Genomic DNA, 17,597 nt, shown 5'->3' on the forward strand with positions numbered 1-17,597 from the left:
CGTCAGGAACGGGTTACATTGGCGTCAGGCTTCTCTTTGTACAGTTGTCTCTAAAAATAGAGGAGTATTGGTAGATTACCAGTTGCTGGTGACGCCCGCATACTGTGGGCCGGTCACGCCGCGGCACTGGTATTCCAGCACCACCTGGGTGTTCAGGCAAAGGGTGCCGCTGTAGGTGGTACAGGTCTTGATATCGCTGCCGTAAGGGAGTGCGCTGGCATAGCCCCATTGCTGGCACTGACGCGATGCCGTGGACTGGGCGAGGAATTTATCCACTTTGGCCGTTTGCAGCGGCGGCAGGCTATAGGCGAGGCGAACAACACCGGCAGGCTCATTGGCATTGAGCGGAACAGGTGTTTTGCTTACGGTGCATCCGCTCAGTAGCAGGGCGGTAACGGCCAGATAAATGCGCTTCATCGTTGATTCATACCTCATACTTAACCGCCTTCATGGTAGCACGCGTGGCGGGCAGAAAAGCCTGTTCGATTAGGCGGGCCGTAAATTCCATAAATTTCGAATTTTAAATAACCCTTAATTCAAATTACGAAATAAAAACTTTTTACCTAACGTAAATTCCCCACAAAATACGCGGCGATTTTTTGATCAAAAACGCGTCAAGTTTTGCTGAACCGTGCCGACAATAGCGCTACGGCGCGATTTAATTTCACTTATGCAGGTATACGAGGGAATAAATCAGGACGCGCGTCGCTAAAGCCGCACAGGAAGTGCATTATATTTTTTACCGGGGAACCAAAAAATGAACATTGTTCGCAATATTAAAATTCGCGCGATGGTGGTGCTGATACAAATCTTTTCCACGCTGGCATGGATCTGCGTGGCGGGCGCGACGCTATGGCTATTACATAACCTCAAGCAACAGCTTGCGCTGAGCCCGGATCAGCTCACGTGGATTAACACGGCCCAACGGATGCTGATTATCTCCATTGCTATCAGCATTGCGATCGTCATTTTTACAGAACGCTACCTGTGGTTTTGCCTGGTAAAGCCGGTTAATACGATCCGCCACCACATGCATGTCCTGGCGCAGGGAGAACTGGCTGCCACGCTGCCGGATTTGGGGCGCAACTGTATTGGCCTGATGGTGCCGCCAATTCAAAAAATGCAGGAAAACTGGCAAAGGGCGGTGAGCCGCATCCGGGACAGCGCCGAGGCTATTCGCACCAACGCCACCGAAGTGTCCGGGGTGAACACCGACCTGTCATCCCGTTCGGAGCAACAGGCCGCCGCGCTGGAGCAGACCAGCGCCAGCATGGCGCAGCTGAACAGCACGGTGAAGCTGAACGCCGACAATGCAAATCACGCCAGCCACCTCGCACAGAATGCCACCAACACTGCGGTAAACGGCGGGGATTCGGTGAAGCAGGTAGTGAAGACCATGGATGTGATTGCCAGCAGCGCGAACAAAATTGTCGATATCACCACGGTGATTAACAGCATTGCGTTCCAGACCAACATTCTGGCGCTAAATGCCGCGGTGGAGGCGGCAAGAGCGGGAGAGCAGGGCAAAGGCTTTGCGGTCGTCGCCAGCGAGGTACGTAATCTGGCCAGCAGAAGCGCCGGGGCCGCAAAAGAGATTGAAACCCTGCTCAACGATTCGGTCAGTAATATTCACACCGGCTCGCAGCAGGTGCGTAAAGCGGGGGAGGCAATGGATGAGATCCTCCGCGCCGTGAAGCAGGTGAATGACATCATGGGGGAGATTGCCAGCGCGTCCCTCGAGCAAAGTCAGGGCATCGGGCAGGTCGGGATCGCAGTTCGGGAAATGGATAGCGTGACGCAGCAGAACGTGAATCTGGTCCAGAAGTCGGTGCTCTCTTCCGTTGAACTGGAGAAACAGGCGCACCACCTGCATGACGCGGTGGCAATGTTCCGGCTTAACGCAGTCTGAAAACCACGCATGTGACAAAGCAGCCTCCGGGCTGCTTTTTTTACGTCTTAAACAGGCGCGGAAACAAAAATATGTGACGCAGATGGGGGAAATAATATTCCCCGCAGGCATTGGCGTCAGGCACCGTGCGGATAGTTAAAAATCGGCTAAGTTTATGCTTTTTAGGCACATTTACAAGCGATCGCGAGTGTCGCACTATGCGGGCTCTTATTGAGCAAGGAGTTTCTGAAGCAATGCGTAAACCTCTGGTATTGTCGGCGCTGGTCGCCGCGCTGGCCCTGGCCTTAAGCGGCTGTGATGACGCTAAAAAAGAGACCGCGGCGGCCCCCGCCCCGGCAAAAGAAGCGCAGCAGGGCGGCAGCCTGATAATCGGCATCACCTCCGGCGATCCGCTGGCCATGAACCCGCTGTACGCCAGCGATCGGACTACGTTAACCATCATGCAGGCGCTTTACTCGCCGCTGTACAGCTACAACGGCGACAAGATCGAATGGGGCCTGGCGGAAAGCCTGACGCCGTCAGCCGACAACCTCACCTGGACGCTGAAACTCAAGCCTGACCTGAAATGGCAGGATGGGCAGCCGATTACCGCCGATGACGTGGTGTTCACCTTTAATAAACTGCTGGATGAAAAGCAGCATAGCTTCTTCCGCAGCATGTTTGTTTATGGCAACCAGCCCCTGAGCGTGAGCAAAGTGGATCCGCTCACGGTTAAATTTACGCTGCCTCAGGTCAGCGCCGCCTTTGCCGGTACGCTGGTGCAAATCTTCCCGATCCCACAGCATATCTTCGGCAGCGAAGCAGGCGATCTGGAAAAGAGCACCCGCAATGATGCGCCCGTCGGCTCCGGTCCGTTCAAGTTCAAAGAGTACCGGGCGGGTCAGTACTACGCCCTGACGCGGTTTGATGATTACTGGAACGGTAAACCGAAACTCGACTCGGTCACCTACCGCTTTGCAAAGGACGCCAACTCTGCCAACCTCGCGCTGCAGAACGGTGAGATCAATCTCAAGATGGTCGATCCGCAGGATGTTTCGCGCCTGAAAGCCACCGGCAAGTTTGATTTTGTTATTTACCCGGAAGGCCGCCTGGCCTACATGACTTTCAACCAGAACGTTGACAGCATGAAGAGCAAAGATCTTCGTCAGGCCATTGCCTACGCGCTGAATAAAGATGACCTTGTGCAAACGGCGTTCACCTCTCTCGATTACGCCAAACCTGCGGCCTCTATTCTGACCCCGGATACCCTCTACCAGACCAGCGATGTGGAACCGTACAAGTTCGATCTCGATAAAGCCAAAGCGTTGTTCAAAGCGTCCGGGCAGCCGGAGGGCGTGAAGCTGCGCCTGGCCTACATCAACAGCAATAAAACCCAGGAAAGCATGGGGCTGTACATTCAGCAGCAGCTGAAGGCGATAGGCATCAACGTTGAACTGCTGCCGCTGGATGCGAACGCGATGTCCCAGCGCAGTCAGGACATGAAAAACACGGCCTATGAACTAAGCCTGGGCGGTTACATCATGGGCGCTGAGCCGGACGGCTATAAGTCGCTGTATATGAGCAACGAAGCCTATAACTACGCGCACTATAAAAACCCGGCGTTTGATGCGCTGTGGGAGCAGGGCGCAATGGAAACGGATGCGGCGAAGCGCGCGGCTATCTACAAGCAGATCCAGCAAACCGTCGCCAGCGATATGGCCTGGTACCCGATTGCCTACACCAACGCGGTTGTGGCGGTGGACAAACGTTTTGGCGGCACGCAAGAAGCCGAGCCTAAGCCCGTGTATATGTTCCAGGATCTGTCGAAAATTTATCAACAATAACAATGAGTGATCCTCCGCCCGGCCGGTTTGTGCTGGGCGGGCGGAGGAAGGCGAAACTATGAATAACCTTCTTTTCCGGCGCTTACTGCAGCTGCTCCCGATGCTGCTTTTTATCTCGCTGGTCTCTTTTTTACTGGTGAAGTTGGCCCCCGGCGATCCTGTGCAGGCGTATATCACCCCGCGCATGAGCCCGGAGGATATCGAACGCATCCGCCAGAGCATGGGGCTGGATAAGCCGCTGCCGGTGCAGTACCTGCTGTGGCTGAAAAATCTGCTGCAGGGCGATCTCGGCTACTCCCTGATTTACCACCGTCCGGTGCTGACGATGATCGGTGAGCGTATCCCGGCCACGCTTGGCCTGATGGGCGCGTCCTTGTTGTTAGCTATCCTGCTGGCGATCCCGCTGGGGCTACTGGCGGGGGCGTACAAACACCGCTGGCTCGACCATGTTCTGAACCTGTTCGCTTACGTCGGGATCTCGGTGCCGATCTTCTGGTTTGGCATCCTGCTGATTACCGTGTTTTCGGTGCAGCTGAACTGGCTGCCGAGCATGGGGATGCGAACCATCGGCGCGGAGGACTCCTGGCTCGATGTGATTCGTCACGGCATTCTGCCCTGCATCGCGCTGACGTTTTACAACCTCTCCAGCTATGTGCGCTACATCCGGTCGAACACCATTAGCCAGCTGTCCGCCGACTATGTGCAAACCCAGCTGGCCTACGGGGCAACCCGGCGCACTATTCTGTTCCGGCATGTGCTGAAGAACGTGCTGCTGCCGGTGATCACGCTGTTTGGCCTCTCTTTTGGCGAGCTGGTGGTGGGCGCCTACGTGACGGAAAGCGTCTTTTCCTGGCCGGGGATGGGGCTGCTGGGGATCCAGGCCATCACCTCCCTCGACTACCCGCTGATCATGGCCATTATTCTGCTCTCAGCGTTGATGCTGATTGTGGGGAATCTGCTGGCCGATCTTCTGTATCGCGTGGCGGACCCGCGCATTAAGGCGCTGAGGTAACCATGAGCAGAAGATGGAATCAGGTTAAACAGGGCCTGAAACGCAGCCGCCCCGCGCAGCTTTCTCTGGCGGTACTGGTGATTTTTGCGCTGGCTTCATTATCGGCTTTTTTAAGTCCGTGGGACCCTAATCAAATGTCGCTTCAGGGAAGGATGCTGCCGCCAGATGTCAGCCACTGGTTTGGCACGGATGAATATGGCCGGGACTACTTCACCCGCGCACTTTATGGCGGGCAAATCTCCCTGATGGTCGGGTTTTTAGCCATGCTGTTTTCCACGCTGGTTGGCACGGTGGTGGGCACCGTCAGCGGCTACTTTGGCGGCAAAGTTGATAACCTGCTGATGAGACTGGTGGACATTTTAATGGTGATCCCGGCTTTTTTCCTGCTGCTGGTGCTCAATGCTTACCTGAAGCCCGGCATCGCTAACATCATTCTGATTATCAGCGCGCTGACCTGGATGAATATGTCGCGACTGGTGCGGGCAGAAACGTTGACGCTGAAAGAGCGGGAATACGTGATTTATGCCCGGGCCTCCGGGGAGCATCCGCTGAGGATTATCGCCCGGCACATTATTCCGAATATTTTGCCGACGATTATTGTGGCGGCCACTTTGAATATCGCCTCGGCGATTTTAATGGAGTCAACATTGAGTTTTCTTGGTCTCGGCGTGCAGCAGCCGGATGCCTCCTGGGGCAGCATGCTGAATAACGCTCAGTCCTACATCGGCGAAGCCTCCTGGCTTGCCATGTTCCCGGGGGTGCTGATCCTGCTGACGGTGCTGAGTTTTAACGTGCTCGGCGATGTGTTCCGTACCGCTTTTGAGCCGGGGGCAAATCGCGATGCGTAATTTGCTGGAAATTGAAAACCTGAAAACCTCTTTCTTTACCCGCGAGGGTGAAGTACAGGCGGTACGCGGCGTCACCTTCAGCGTGCAGCGGGGGGAAGTGGTGGGTATTGTGGGCGAGTCCGGCTGTGGCAAAAGCGTTACCTGTAAATCGGTGATCAATTTGCTGGGCAGCCATGGCAAGGTGGTGGGAGGCCATATCCGTTTTCAGGGAGAAGACCTGGCGCGTAAAACGGCGGAGCAAATGCGCCACCTGCGCGGCAGCGAAATCGCGATGATTTTCCAGGATCCGATGACGGCATTAAATCCGGTGCTGACCATCGGGCGACAAATGAGCGAGATCCTTATTCGCCACCAGAGTTTGAGTAAGAAGGCAGCGAAAGAGAAGGCCATAGCGATGCTAGGGCAGGTGGGCATCAGCCAGCCGGAAAAACGCTATGACCAGTATCCACACGAGTTTAGCGGCGGAATGCGCCAGCGGGTGATGATCGCGATCGCGCTGTCGTGCCATCCGTCATTGCTGATTGCCGACGAGCCGACGACCGCGCTGGACGTGACCATTCAGGCGCAAATTCTGCGCCTGCTGAAACACCTTCAGCAGCAGACGGACACCGCTATCTTACTGATCACTCACGACCTGGGTGTGGTGGCGCAAGTCTGTTCCCGGGTGGTGGTGATGTACGGTGGGCTGGTGATGGAGCAGGGCAGCGTTGAGGCGATTTTTTATCGGCCCGCCCATCCCTACACGCGTGGTTTGCTGGCTTCGTTGCCTCGCCCTGACGGCAGCGAAGCGCGCTTGTCGCCGATTGAGGGTAGCCCGCCGGGTCTGCTCAATCCGCCGCCCGGCTGTCCTTTCGCCGCTCGTTGCCCGCAGCGCATGGCCATTTGCGACACGGCAGCACCCAAACACACGCTCGCCGACGGCCATGAAGTCAACTGCTGGCTGTGGAAAAAAGAGGCCGCTCATGCCTGACATCACTCCTTTGATTCGCGTGCGTAATCTGCACAAACATTTCACCGCTAATCGAGGCTGGTTCGGGCCGGGGACCACGGTAAAAGCCGTGGATGGCGTGAGCTTCGATGTTTTTCCGGGGGAAACTTATGGCCTGGTGGGGGAGTCCGGCTGCGGGAAGTCGACGCTAGGGCGAAGCTTATTGCGGCTGTTCGAGGTGACCGACGGCGAAATTGAGTTCGACGGGCAAAATATTGCGGCGCTTAACGAACGTCAGCTAAAGCCTACCCGCCGCCGGATGCAGGCCGTTTTCCAGGATCCCTATTCGTCGCTAAACCCCGGTATGACGGTGGCGCAGCTGATCGCTGAGCCAATGCGTATTCACGGTTATGATGCGGCACGGCGCAAAGCCCGCACTCTGGAGCTGCTCGGGCAGGTGGGATTAAATCATGAGCACCTGGACCGCTTTCCCCATGAGTTCAGCGGCGGCCAGCGGCAGCGAATCAGCATTGCCCGGGCGCTGGCGGTGAATCCCGAATTTATTCTTTGCGATGAGCCGCTGTCGGCCCTCGATGTCTCTGTGCAGGCACAGGTGGTGAATATTTTGCAGGATCTGCAGCAGACATTTGGGCTGACGTATTTGTTTATCGCCCACGATTTGTCTATGGTTCGCCACATTTCTGACCGCATCGGGGTAATGTATCTTGGTTCTCTGGTGGAGGAGGCGCCTGCGGAAACGCTGTATAGCCAGCCCGCTCATCCCTACACTCGCGCGCTGCTCGCGTCTATTCCCATTGCAGACCCGCATGTTCAGATGCTGGAACAGGGTGGACTAAAAGGCGAAATCGGCGGTGATACGGGGGAAAGCGTTGGCTGCAAGTTTGCCACCCGCTGCCCGCGAGCAATGGGCCAATGTCACCAGCAACCTCCCCGAATGCAGGAGATCTCGCCGGGTCACCGCGTGGCCTGCTGGCAGTTCGAAAAATGAGTCGGCGGGGGCATTTTGCTCCCGCTTCACCGCTCTTCCAGCGAATGGGCTGTTGCCTCGTGCAGAGGCGCGCAGGTAGACTGTCGCGCAAATAAAACAGGAGATTAAAATGGCCGAACAACTCTCTGCCGATCAGGAACTGGTTTCCGACGTCGTGGCGTGCCAGTTAGTGATTAAACAAATTCTCGACGTGATTGATGTGATTGCGCCCGTTGAAGTCCGCGACAAGATGGCGGAACAGCTGAAAACCATCGATTTTACTACCCATCCTGCGGCCGTTGATCCGGTCACGCGCCGGGCGATTCAAAAAGCCATCGCACTGATTGAGCTGAAATTTACGCAGCAAAAAGAAGCGCACTGAAGTTTTTATCCGCTGCCAGAAAGCAAAAGCACCGCCCAGTTGCGGTGCTTTTTATCTGAGTCGGGGCCGATCAGTGATAGTCTCGTTCGACAAAACTGAGTACGCGCCTGTCGGTCTGGCTCATGCACAGGCCTGCCTTGTTGGCATCCCGGACCTCTTCGAGAATCGTTTTCAGCCGCTCTCCCTCCCGATCCTGTTCTAAGCCTAGCGCCATTAAAAAACTGACGACTCTACCGGCATTGACGGCTTTAGCTTCTTCCTTAAGCGCGGTCAGCGTTTCATGCCGGAGATGGTAATCATCCAGCGTTTGTTGAAAAAGCTCTTCCAGCGTCAGGCAGTGGCAGTCAGGCGGGGACATAGTGCCGACGCTGGGCATACCGCCGGACTGCTTCATAAAATTGAAGACCCGCATCATGTGGGTCACATTGTTTTGTGCCTGGCTACGTAAAAAATTCGCACTTCCCGTCAGGCTGTGTTTGGCGCACCAGGCGCTCAGGTGCAGACACAGATGGGAGGCATAGAATTCACGATTAATTTGCGCATTAAGTTTCTGGATCATGCTGGCAGTGGGCATATAAATATCCTTATTTCATGAGCACTTTTATGAAGAGGTGAAATAAACATACCCCGCTATCACGGATGAGAAAAGTCCTAATTCAGGCTATTTTTATTTTTTTTGATTTTCTTTAAGATAAAAAGATCATGAATTTATCCGTCTTTTGATTTTTCGTAACATACTGTATTTAATATAAAATATATTTATCGGTTTTTTCTTTTTATCCCTGTTTTGCTTTATATCAGAAATGAGGTTTGTTCAGTCCGTGAATTGTTTTTAATGTGTATCATTTTTGAGTTTTGGGGTGGTTTTAATGTTGTCTGTTTGTATGTGTTGAGGTCATGTTTGCGGTTTCTGTCTCCTGGGTGGGAATGTTGTCATCTGGGTTTAAAACAAAATTTGCGCTCGCAGAGTTCGAGAGGCGTTCTGCGAGCCAGGCCGCTGTTGTGCAAGAAAAACACTTCGGTATAAAAAATAATCAAATCCAGGAGGGGAAATGCAGCAGGATCCGCTGATACGGCTAATGAATTGATTTTTTTACCTGACGCAGCCAAAGATTGCGCTGTTGGCAATAATGTACGGTTAACAGCCGTCTGCATCCTTCCGTTGAGGCATCTCCAGCCAGAAACCACGCAGCCGCAGATCCGGCGCAATCCAAAAATCCTGCCGCGCGCATGAGCGTCTTCCTTGTTAATGAAGGCAGTCGCTAAAATGCAGGATAAAAAGTTAATTTTTCAGAAAAAATCGTGATTAGTCGCTATGGAATAATCAAAACGGTGGTTGAGTTGAGGCCGAAAAAGCGGAGCTGGCTCCGCTTTCTGTCGGGGGAGGCGATTAAAGCGGGACCAGCAGTACATCAACCTGGCTTGACGCCACCACGGCCTTGGCTGAGCACATAACCTTGCCAAAGAAACTCTGATTGTGATTACCGCAAAGCACCAAATCAACGTCCTGTTTTTCACAGATATCCAGAATGTGCTCGCTTAGTTCCCCTGTGGAAATAATTACCTTTTCAACAGGATATTGCGCTTTCTCTTTCAGCTCAGCGAGAAAAAGATGGGTTTCTTCCAGCATCAGATCGCGGAGGTTTTCCAGCATTGGGGCGGCAAGCTGGTTATACAGTTCGGGATCGGACGCGAGCGTGACCAGCGTAATTTTGCCGTTGACGGGTTTGACGATGGAGACGGCCTTTTGCACCAGACGATGGCTTTCAGGCGTGATAGCAACGGCAACCAGCACATGACGATAGCTCATATAACCCCTCCACATTTAGTGTGAATTGTTAACATTTTCTTACACCACTTGTGACTCAGGCGCAACGCGTACAGCGGTACGAAATGTGAAGCCACTCATAGAAATTGTTTAGTTATTCTTATGAAACGAATTTGCAACATTGTTTCGTAGACGAAATGTGAAAATTTTCCATCAGACGAACGGATTAATTTGAGAACCTGGATCGAGTGATAACTTTCGGTAGCTGACGCTTTTGAAATCATAACGCTCGGTTAAAATGCCGCTATAATTTCACTTAAGTCTATGAATAACAGCAGATTACTCTTAACGGCTTTCATAAAGTGTGATCGCTCAGGCATTCCTGGCCGCCAGTATCAGATAAAAAGCAATGACAACTCATGGAGTTGTGATCTTTCAGTGTCACTATTCGTCTGCCGGCTTCGGTAAAATTCTTAATCAGATGAAAAAGTAAGCAAATGAAAAGCGATTCTGATGCTTTTCACTCCGAAGTATGATGTATTTATGTGATCTGCGTCACATAAATTCCAAAATCGCAGGTGGCCGCATTGTATGTGCCAGGGGCTGCGAGTAGAGTTTGCCCGAATTAGGAAAAATCTTAGTTTTTTGTAATAAAATGATGAACGACAACAGGCGTTCGGGCTCTGTCAGGGAAATGGCTTCTACGTGGGATGCGGAGGGGCTGAGTCAGGGCTGAAGATTTATCCGTGCATTTTGGCCGTAACGATTGTTTTAATTTAACCGGGGCAACCCGGCGACATCGCGGGGTGCGGTAACAACCCCCTAATAGTTCAGAAAACAGTAATGGCGCGACAGATGCGCTTCGGCTTCTTACAACCGTAAGTTTCTGGAGAATTTACTCGCGCTGACACGTTACTGTCATCCGACATATTTAGGCTGGGCCGCATACAATAATAGTTGGTTATTCGGGATGGAAAAAATGCATACTTCCGAGTTGCTAAAACATATTTACGACATCAATTTGTCGTACTTATTGCTTGCACAGCGTCTTATTAGTCAGGACAAAGCTTCGGCTATGTTTCGCTTAGGTATCGCTGAAGATATGGCAAATACGTTAGGGGAACTCACGTTGCCCCAGATGGTGAAATTGGCAGAAACTAACCAATTAGTTTGTCAGTTCCGTTTTAGCGAAAGTCAGGCAATTACTCGCTTAACACAAGACTCCCGTGTGGATGATTTACAGCAAATTCATACCGGTATTTTGTTATCGACCCGTTTATTGAGTGAGGTGTCGTCGCCTGCCGAGGCACCTAAGAAAAAAAGGGCATAACAAATGAGCTAGAAAAGTATTGTCCAGGAAGCTCGCGACATTCAGCTCGCTATGGAGCTGATAACACTCGGTGCCCGATTGCAAATGCTGGAAAGCGAAACGCAGTTGAGCCGTGGTCGCCTGATCAAACTCTACAAAGAACTCCGTGGAAGTCCTCCTCCAAAAGGGATGCTGCCTTTCTCTACTGATTGGTTTATGACCTGGGAGCAAAATATTCATGCTTCCATGTTCTGTAATGCCTGGCAGTTTTTACTTCGTAGTGGGCTCTGCACCGGCGTTGATGCGGTGATTAAGGCCTATCGGCTCTACCTTGAACAATGTCCTTCCCAGTCAGACGGCCCGCTATTGGCGCTGACTCGCGCCTGGACGCTGGTGCGTTTTGTTGAGAGCGGCATGCTCCAGCTGAGCCAGTGTAACTGCTGTGGGGGCAATTTTATTACCCACGCACATCAGCCGGTCGGCAGCTTTGCCTGCAGTCTGTGCCAGCCGCCATCGAGGGCGGTAAAAAGACGTAAACTTTCCCAGAATGCTGCCGATATTATTCCACAACTGCTGGATGACCAGGTGGAACAGGCTGTGTAACAGATTCTGTGTTTGCGTATTCCAGCAGCGGTGAGTGATTACCGCTGCTTTTTTTATGCCCAAACACGACGCTGCACCTGCCTCCTGGGCATCCTCGCTACACTCAACGGCGTAAGGATGATCTCGTGCTGATTTTAATAGGTTACCTGGTTGTTTTAGGGACAGTGTTCGGCGGTTACATGTTGACCGGCGGCCACCTTGGCGCACTTTATCAACCTGCTGAATTTGTGATCATTGGTGGGGCGGGTATTGGGGCGTTCATTGTAGGGAATAACGGCAAGGCGATTAAGGGCACCTTAAAAGCGCTGCCGCTGCTCTTCCGACGCTCAAAATATACCAAAAGCATGTATATGGATTTGATGGCATTGCTTTATCGTCTGATGGCTAAGTCGCGTCAGCAGGGTATGTTTTCACTCGAAAGAGACATCGAAAACCCTAAAGAAAGCGAAATCTTTGCCAGCTATCCGCGTATTTTAGCGGACACAATGATGCTTGATTTTATTGTCGATTATTTGCGTTTAATCATCAGCGGAAATATGAATACATTCGAAATTGAAGCGCTGATGGATGAAGAAATCGAGACCCATGAAAGCGAAGCGGAAATACCGGCCAACAGCCTTGCGTTAATGGGGGATTCATTACCAGCCTTCGGTATCGTTGCTGCGGTAATGGGGGTTGTGCACGCTCTGGCATCCGCCGACCGTCCCGCTGCGGAATTAGGCGCATTAATTGCGCACGCTATGGTGGGTACTTTCCTCGGTATTTTACTGGCCTATGGTTTTATTTCCCCATTAGCGAGCGTGCTGCGCCAAAAAAGTGCTGAAACCACCAAAATGATGCAGTGCGTGAAGGTCACTTTACTCTCCAGCCTCAACGGTTATGCCCCGCCAATCGCGGTGGAATTTGGCCGTAAAACGCTTTACTCCAGCGAGCGCCCATCGTTCATTGAACTGGAAGAGCACGTCAGAGCGGTACGTTCCCCGAACGCGCAGCGCGCGACGGAAGAAGAAGTATGAAGAATCAGGCCCATCCCATCGTTGTCGTAAAGCGCCGCAAGCACAAGGGACACGGCGGGGCGGCCCACGGCTCCTGGAAAATTGCCTACGCGGACTTCATGACCGCGATGATGGCTTTCTTCCTGGTCATGTGGCTGATTTCCATCTCCAGCCCGAAAGAGCTGGCGCAAATTGCTGACTACTTCCGCACCCCGTTGGCGCAGGCCATTACCGGGGGCCAGCGTATCGCCGACAGCGAAAGTCCTATTCCGGGCGGGGGCGATGACGTCACCCAGCAGCAGGGCGAAGTGAAAAAACAGCCCAACATTGAAGAGCTGCGCAAGCGCATGGAAGCCAACCGCCTGAAGCGCATCAAAGGGGATCTGGACCAGCTGATTGAGTCAGACCCGAAGCTGCGTGCGCTACGCCCACACCTGCAAATCGACCTGGTTCAGGAAGGGTTGCGTATTCAGATTATCGACAGCCAGAACCGCCCGATGTTTAAAAACGGCAGTGCGGAAGTGGAGCCTTACATGCGCGACATCCTGCGCAAAATCGCCCCGGTGCTGAACGGTATTCCTAACAAGATCAGTCTGTCCGGCCATACCGATGACCTGCCTTATGCCAACGGCGAGCGCGGCTACAGCAACTGGGAGCTTTCCGCCGACCGCGCGAATGCTTCCCGCCGTGAGCTGGTCGCCGGTGGCCTCGACGACGGCAAAGTGCTGCGCGTCATCGGGATGTCCTCGCAGATGAGCCTCTCGAAACGTGGAGGCGGGGACGCCATTAACCGTCGCATCAGTTTGCTGGTGCTTAATAAACAGACCGAAGACGCCATCATGCATGAGAACTCCGAGAGCGAGAACCAGCCTCTCAGCGTTCTGCAGCAGGATCCTACGGCGGCTCCGGCGAATAACACAGTTGCGCCACAACCAGGCACGAGGTGATAGCGTGAGCATGGATATTAGCGATTTTTACCAGACATTTTTTGACGAAGCCGACGAGCTGTTGGCCGATATGGAGCAGCATCTCCTGGATTTGGTGCCTGAGGCGCCGGATTCTGAACAGTTGAACGCTATTTTCCGTGCGGCCCACTCCATTAAGGGCGGGGCCGGTACGTTTGGCTTCTCCATCCTGCAGGAAACGACCCACCTGATGGAGAACCTGCTCGACGAAGCGCGGCGCGGTGAGATGCAGCTCAACACCGATATCATCAACCTGTTTTTGGAAACCAAGGATATTATGCAGGAACAGCTGGACGCCTATAAAAATTCTGAAGAGCCGGATGCCGCAAGCTTCGACTACATCTGCAAAGCGCTGCGTCAGCTGGCCCTGGAAGCCAAAGGCGAGGCACCATCGGCGCCGGCCAAACTCTCCGTGGTAGAAACCGAACAGCCTGCGTCCGCGCCTGCCGACAACGGCGGCAGGCTGCGCGTGGTGATTGACGGCCTGAAAGAAGCTGAACGTGACCTGATGCTCGAAGAGCTGGGGAACCTGGGCACCCTGAGCGAGGTGGTCAAAGACGCTGCTTCCGTAACGGCCACGCTGGAAACCAGCGTCAGCGAAGACGATATTACGGCCGTACTTTGCTTCGTGATTGAGCCTGAGCAAATCAGCTTTGTGCCGGTTACCGCAGCCAGCGCGCCAGCGGTGGCAGAAACCACTTCGGTGGCGGTGCCTGAGGCACCTGCTCAAACGGCTGTCGCCGTGCAAAAAGCAGGCCTGCCTGAGCCGCTGACCCCTGCGACAGGGCGCGTTGAGCGTGATAAACCTGCCGCTCGCGCATCTGAATCGACCAGTATCCGCGTGGCGGTAGAGAAAGTTGACCAACTGATTAACCTGGTTGGCGAACTGGTGATCACCCAGTCCATGCTGGCCCAGCGTTCTAACGAACTCGACCCGGTCAACCACGGGGATTTGATCACCAGCATGGGGCAGCTGCAGCGTAACGCGCGCGACCTCCAGGAATCGGTGATGTCTATCCGCATGATGCCGATGGAATACGTCTTCAGCCGCTTCCCGCGTCTGGTCCGCGATCTGGCCGGGAAGCTTAACAAGCAGGTGGAACTGACGCTGATGGGCAGCTCCACCGAGCTGGATAAGAGCCTCATTGAACGCATTATCGACCCGCTAACGCACCTGGTACGCAACAGCCTTGACCACGGTATCGAGTCGCCGGAAAAACGCCGGGCGGCAGGGAAGTCCGAAGTCGGGAACCTGATCCTGTCTGCGGAACATCAGGGCGGCAATATCTGTATCGAAGTGACCGACGACGGGGCAGGGCTCAACCGCGAGCGTATTCTGGCGAAGGCGATTTCCCAGGGGATGCCGGTCAGTGAAAGCATGACCGACGACGAAGTCGGGATGCTGATCTTCGCGCCGGGCTTCTCCACCGCCGAGCAAGTCACCGACGTGTCTGGCCGTGGCGTGGGCATGGACGTGGTGAAACGTAACATCCAGGAGATGGGCGGCCACGTCGAAATCCAGTCGAAAGCCGGAGCAGGGACGACCATTCGCATTCTGCTGCCGCTGACGCTCGCTATCCTCGATGGCATGTCGGTTAAAGTGAGCGACGAAGTCTTTATCCTGCCGCTGAACGCGGTGATGGAATCCCTGCAGCCGCAGGAAGAAGATCTTCACCCGCTGGCGGGCGGCGAACGCGTGCTGGAAGTGCGTGGGGAATATCTGCCGCTGGTTGAGCTGTGGAAAGTCTTTGACGTTCAGGGCGCAAAAACTGAAGCCACACAGGGCATCGTTGTGATCCTGCAAAGTGCCGGACGCCGCTATGCGCTGCTGGTCGACCAGCTGATTGGCCAGCATCAGGTGGTGGTGAAAAACCTGGAAAGCAACTACCGCAAGGTGCCGGGTATTTCTGCAGCCACCATTTTGGGTGACGGCAGCGTGGCGCTGATCGTCGATGTTTCTGCGCTGCAGGGGCTAAACCGTGAACAACGTCTGGCGCTAACCGTCGCCTGATTAACCGCTTAAAAGAATAGGTACGCAAATGACTGCACTAACGAATGTGACAAAACTGACCGGGGAAAACGTAGGCCAGGAGTTTCTGGTGTTCACCCTCGGCGCTGAAGAGTACGGCATTGATATCCTGAAGGTGCAGGAGATCCGCGGTTACGATCAGGTGACGCGCATCGCGAACACGCCTGCTTTTATTAAAGGCGTCACCAACCTGCGCGGCGTGATCGTGCCGATTATCGACCTGCGCCTGAAGTTCGAACAGGATGGCGTGGAATATAACGACAATACCGTGGTTATCGTGCTGAACCTGGAAAAACGCGTGGTCGGGATTGTGGTTGACGGTGTGTCCGACGTGCTGTCGCTGACGGCGGATCAGATTCGTCCTGCGCCAGAGTTCGCTGTCACTCTGTCAACTGAATACCTGACGGGCCTGGGCGCACTGGGTGAACGTATGCTGATTCTGGTGAACATTGAGAAGCTGCTGAACAGCGAAGAGATGGAGCTGCTGGATTCTGCGGTCGCTTAATCCGGTTTGCTAAAAATAAGAAGGGCTACCCTAGGGTAGCCCTTTTATTGTTTTACACAGAGGGAAAAAGCGTGGTTTTTCCCTCTGTGTGGTTATCAGCCGAAAATCACACAGTGATTTTCCAGCATATTTATTGGTGGAATCTGGTATTGCTTCGTTTGCCAGACATCGCCGGCTTGCGATAAGGGCTACCCGAGGGTAGCCCTTTTTTATGCCTTAACTTCTTCCACCGGCACGGTGCCGGTTTCTTCCAGCATGCCTTCGTTCTTGGACAGCATCGCGGTTGCCACGCCGTTGCCCAGCACGTTGATCGCCGAGCGGCCCATATCCAGGAAGTGGTCAATCCCCATCAACAGCAGGATGCCCGCTACCGGAATATTGAAGCTTGGAATTGTTGCCGCCAGCACAACCAGCGCGGAGCGCGGCACGCCGGCAATCCCTTTGGACGCCAGCATCAGCGTCAGCATCAGCACGGCAATCTCAGAGAAGGAGAGGTGCACGTTATAAGCCTGGGCAATAAACATGGACGCAAAGGAGCAGTAGACCATCGACCCTACCAGGTTAAAGGAGTAACCGATCGGCAGCACAAACGAAGCGATGTTGCGGGAACAGCCAAAGCGGGTCAGTTGGTCCAGCGTTTTCGGATAGGCCGCTTCAGAGCTGCTGGTGGTAAAGGCCACCAGAACGGGATCTTTCAGCATCGCCAGCAGGCGGAACACATCACGCTTCAGCACCATGTAACCCACGCTAATCAGCACGATGCAGGTGAGCACGATAGCCACATAGTAGCCGCCGATAAACGAAGCGTAGTTGAGCAGAATGCCCAGACCCTGGGTGGCAATCACCGAAGAGATGGCGGCGAAGATAGCCAGCGGCGCGACATACATCACGTAGCCGGTCACTTTCAGCATGATGTGGGAGACAACGTCCAGGGCGCTCACCAACGGGGCGTTAAATTTCTCGCCCAAAGACGCGCCGGCAATACCAAAGAACATCGAGAACACCACAATCTGCAGGATCTCGTTGTCCGACATCGCCCCGGCAATGCTGGTTGGGATGGTATGGGAAATAAAGGCTTTCAGCGTCATTCCGCTGACGGCCAGGCCGGTCTGCACGGCTTCGGCTGGCACTTCCAGGTTCATGCCCGCACCCGGATGCTCCAGGGTGACAATAAACAGGCCGACCAGAATAGACAGCACGGAAGAAGAGACAAACCAGACCATTGCCTTACCGCCTACGCGGCCAATGGTGGAGGTTTCGCCGAGCTTCATGATACCGACCGTCAGGGTGCTGAAGACTAACGGCGCAATCACCATCTTGATCAGGCGCAGGAAGATATCGGTAAACAGCGTGATGTTATCGGCGTAGCCTTTGATGACGTCGGCGGCGGCGTATTCGTGGATGGCCGCACCGGTGAAGATCCCCGCTATCATGAACAAAATGATGAATAGCGTGAGTTTGTTTGAACTTGCCACTGACTTAGTAACCCCGTAGTTGACTGTAGTTAATGTGTGTTTTTTTGTAACTTACTGA

Annotated in this window: 17 protein-coding genes; 13 read left to right on the forward strand and 4 right to left on the reverse strand. The window is 53.8% G+C overall.

The window, feature by feature from the left end; all coding sequences use genetic code 11:
- Positions 1-75 precede the first annotated feature (75 nt).
- Positions 76-435: a YecR family lipoprotein gene (gene yecR, locus A936_RS01390; protein WP_034807343.1), complete on the reverse strand. Its 360-nt coding sequence runs from the start codon at positions 433-435 to the stop codon at positions 76-78.
- Between the two features lie 322 nt (positions 436-757).
- On the opposite strand from yecR, the gene A936_RS01395 reads away from it, so the two are divergent.
- From A936_RS01395 to A936_RS01425, 7 genes are all read left to right on the forward strand, one after another.
- Positions 758-1,909 (forward strand): methyl-accepting chemotaxis protein, encoded by a 1,152-nt coding sequence (locus A936_RS01395; RefSeq protein ID WP_008453853.1) that lies wholly within the window; start codon positions 758-760, stop codon positions 1,907-1,909.
- 233 nt (positions 1,910-2,142) lie between these two features.
- A complete protein-coding gene (locus A936_RS01400) occupies positions 2,143-3,732 on the forward strand; it encodes an ABC transporter substrate-binding protein (RefSeq protein ID WP_008453855.1) in 1,590 nt (529 codons plus the stop codon).
- A 58-nt stretch (positions 3,733-3,790) separates the two neighbouring features.
- Complete coding sequence (locus A936_RS01405; protein ID WP_008453857.1) at positions 3,791-4,744, forward strand: ABC transporter permease; 954 nt, start codon at positions 3,791-3,793, stop codon at positions 4,742-4,744.
- 2 nt (positions 4,745-4,746) lie between these two features.
- Positions 4,747-5,592, forward strand: a complete 846-nt coding sequence (locus A936_RS01410; protein WP_008453859.1) for an ABC transporter permease — start codon at positions 4,747-4,749, stop codon at positions 5,590-5,592.
- Positions 5,585-6,562: an ABC transporter ATP-binding protein gene (locus tag A936_RS01415; protein WP_008453861.1), complete on the forward strand. Its 978-nt coding sequence runs from the start codon at positions 5,585-5,587 to the stop codon at positions 6,560-6,562. Before A936_RS01410 ends, A936_RS01415 begins: the two co-directional genes overlap by 8 nt.
- Positions 6,555-7,529, forward strand: coding sequence for an ABC transporter ATP-binding protein (locus A936_RS01420; protein ID WP_008453863.1), 975 nt, complete (start codon positions 6,555-6,557; stop codon positions 7,527-7,529). Before A936_RS01415 ends, A936_RS01420 begins: the two co-directional genes overlap by 8 nt.
- A gap of 109 nt (positions 7,530-7,638) precedes the next feature.
- Positions 7,639-7,890 carry a DUF2766 family protein gene (locus A936_RS01425; protein ID WP_008453864.1) on the forward strand — a complete coding sequence of 84 codons (252 nt, stop codon included), beginning with the start codon at positions 7,639-7,641 and terminating at the stop codon, positions 7,888-7,890.
- Positions 7,891-7,960: 70 nt separating this feature from the next.
- Here A936_RS01425 and A936_RS01430 read toward each other — a convergent pair whose 3' ends face one another.
- Both A936_RS01430 and uspC read right to left on the reverse strand, forming a co-directional pair.
- A complete protein-coding gene (locus A936_RS01430; RefSeq protein WP_008453865.1) occupies positions 7,961-8,464 on the reverse strand; it encodes a non-heme ferritin-like protein in 504 nt (167 codons plus the stop codon).
- An 816-nt stretch (positions 8,465-9,280) separates the two neighbouring features.
- On the reverse strand, positions 9,281-9,700 hold the full coding sequence (gene uspC / locus A936_RS01435; protein WP_008453866.1) for a universal stress protein UspC: 420 nt from the start codon (positions 9,698-9,700) through the stop codon (positions 9,281-9,283).
- A 937-nt stretch (positions 9,701-10,637) separates the two neighbouring features.
- Here uspC and flhD point away from each other — a divergent pair.
- The 6 genes from flhD to cheW all read left to right on the forward strand — a co-directional run bounded on the left by flhD (position 10,638) and on the right by cheW (position 16,064).
- Entirely contained in the window at positions 10,638-10,988 is a 351-nt protein-coding gene (flhD, locus tag A936_RS01440; protein WP_008453867.1) for a flagellar transcriptional regulator FlhD, read from the forward strand.
- A 51-nt stretch (positions 10,989-11,039) separates the two neighbouring features.
- Positions 11,040-11,570 (forward strand): flagellar transcriptional regulator FlhC, encoded by a 531-nt coding sequence (flhC, locus tag A936_RS01445; RefSeq protein WP_008453870.1) that lies wholly within the window; start codon positions 11,040-11,042, stop codon positions 11,568-11,570.
- Positions 11,571-11,695: 125 nt separating this feature from the next.
- Positions 11,696-12,586, forward strand: coding sequence for a flagellar motor stator protein MotA (gene motA, locus A936_RS01450; protein WP_008453872.1), 891 nt, complete (start codon positions 11,696-11,698; stop codon positions 12,584-12,586).
- The gene (motB, locus tag A936_RS01455) at positions 12,583-13,512 is read left to right on the forward strand and encodes a flagellar motor protein MotB (protein ID WP_008453876.1); all 930 of its coding nucleotides are present in this window, start codon (positions 12,583-12,585) and stop codon (positions 13,510-13,512) included. The genes motA and motB overlap by 4 nt, the downstream gene beginning before the upstream one ends.
- A gap of 10 nt (positions 13,513-13,522) precedes the next feature.
- Complete coding sequence (cheA, locus tag A936_RS01460; RefSeq protein ID WP_034807347.1) at positions 13,523-15,541, forward strand: chemotaxis protein CheA; 2,019 nt, start codon at positions 13,523-13,525, stop codon at positions 15,539-15,541.
- A gap of 28 nt (positions 15,542-15,569) precedes the next feature.
- The gene (cheW, locus tag A936_RS01465; RefSeq protein WP_008453882.1) at positions 15,570-16,064 is read left to right on the forward strand and encodes a chemotaxis protein CheW; all 495 of its coding nucleotides are present in this window, start codon (positions 15,570-15,572) and stop codon (positions 16,062-16,064) included.
- Between the two features lie 209 nt (positions 16,065-16,273).
- Here the strand turns inward: cheW and A936_RS01470 are convergent, their stop codons facing one another.
- A complete protein-coding gene (locus A936_RS01470; protein ID WP_008453884.1) occupies positions 16,274-17,539 on the reverse strand; it encodes a dicarboxylate/amino acid:cation symporter in 1,266 nt (421 codons plus the stop codon).
- Positions 17,540-17,597: the final 58 nt, after the last annotated feature.

Source organism: Enterobacter sp. Ag1 (assembly GCA_000277545.1).
In the GTDB taxonomy this organism is placed as follows: domain Bacteria; phylum Pseudomonadota; class Gammaproteobacteria; order Enterobacterales; family Enterobacteriaceae; genus Cedecea.

Coding starts and splice junctions, on each gene's coding strand:
- yecR (WP_034807343.1), bottom strand. CDS start 435: ATGAGGTATGAATCAACGATGAAGCGCATTTATCTGGCCGTTACCGCC.
- A936_RS01395 (WP_008453853.1), top strand. CDS start 758: ATGAACATTGTTCGCAATATTAAAATTCGCGCGATGGTGGTGCTGATA.
- A936_RS01400 (WP_008453855.1), top strand. CDS start 2,143: ATGCGTAAACCTCTGGTATTGTCGGCGCTGGTCGCCGCGCTGGCCCTG.
- A936_RS01405 (WP_008453857.1), top strand. CDS start 3,791: ATGAATAACCTTCTTTTCCGGCGCTTACTGCAGCTGCTCCCGATGCTG.
- A936_RS01410 (WP_008453859.1), top strand. CDS start 4,747: ATGAGCAGAAGATGGAATCAGGTTAAACAGGGCCTGAAACGCAGCCGC.
- A936_RS01415 (WP_008453861.1), top strand. CDS start 5,585: ATGCGTAATTTGCTGGAAATTGAAAACCTGAAAACCTCTTTCTTTACC.
- A936_RS01420 (WP_008453863.1), top strand. CDS start 6,555: ATGCCTGACATCACTCCTTTGATTCGCGTGCGTAATCTGCACAAACAT.
- A936_RS01425 (WP_008453864.1), top strand. CDS start 7,639: ATGGCCGAACAACTCTCTGCCGATCAGGAACTGGTTTCCGACGTCGTG.
- A936_RS01430 (WP_008453865.1), bottom strand. CDS start 8,464: ATGCCCACTGCCAGCATGATCCAGAAACTTAATGCGCAAATTAATCGT.
- uspC (WP_008453866.1), bottom strand. CDS start 9,700: ATGAGCTATCGTCATGTGCTGGTTGCCGTTGCTATCACGCCTGAAAGC.
- flhD (WP_008453867.1), top strand. CDS start 10,638: ATGCATACTTCCGAGTTGCTAAAACATATTTACGACATCAATTTGTCG.
- flhC (WP_008453870.1), top strand. CDS start 11,040: ATGGAGCTGATAACACTCGGTGCCCGATTGCAAATGCTGGAAAGCGAA.
- motB (WP_008453876.1), top strand. CDS start 12,583: ATGAAGAATCAGGCCCATCCCATCGTTGTCGTAAAGCGCCGCAAGCAC.
- cheA (WP_034807347.1), top strand. CDS start 13,523: ATGGATATTAGCGATTTTTACCAGACATTTTTTGACGAAGCCGACGAG.
- cheW (WP_008453882.1), top strand. CDS start 15,570: ATGACTGCACTAACGAATGTGACAAAACTGACCGGGGAAAACGTAGGC.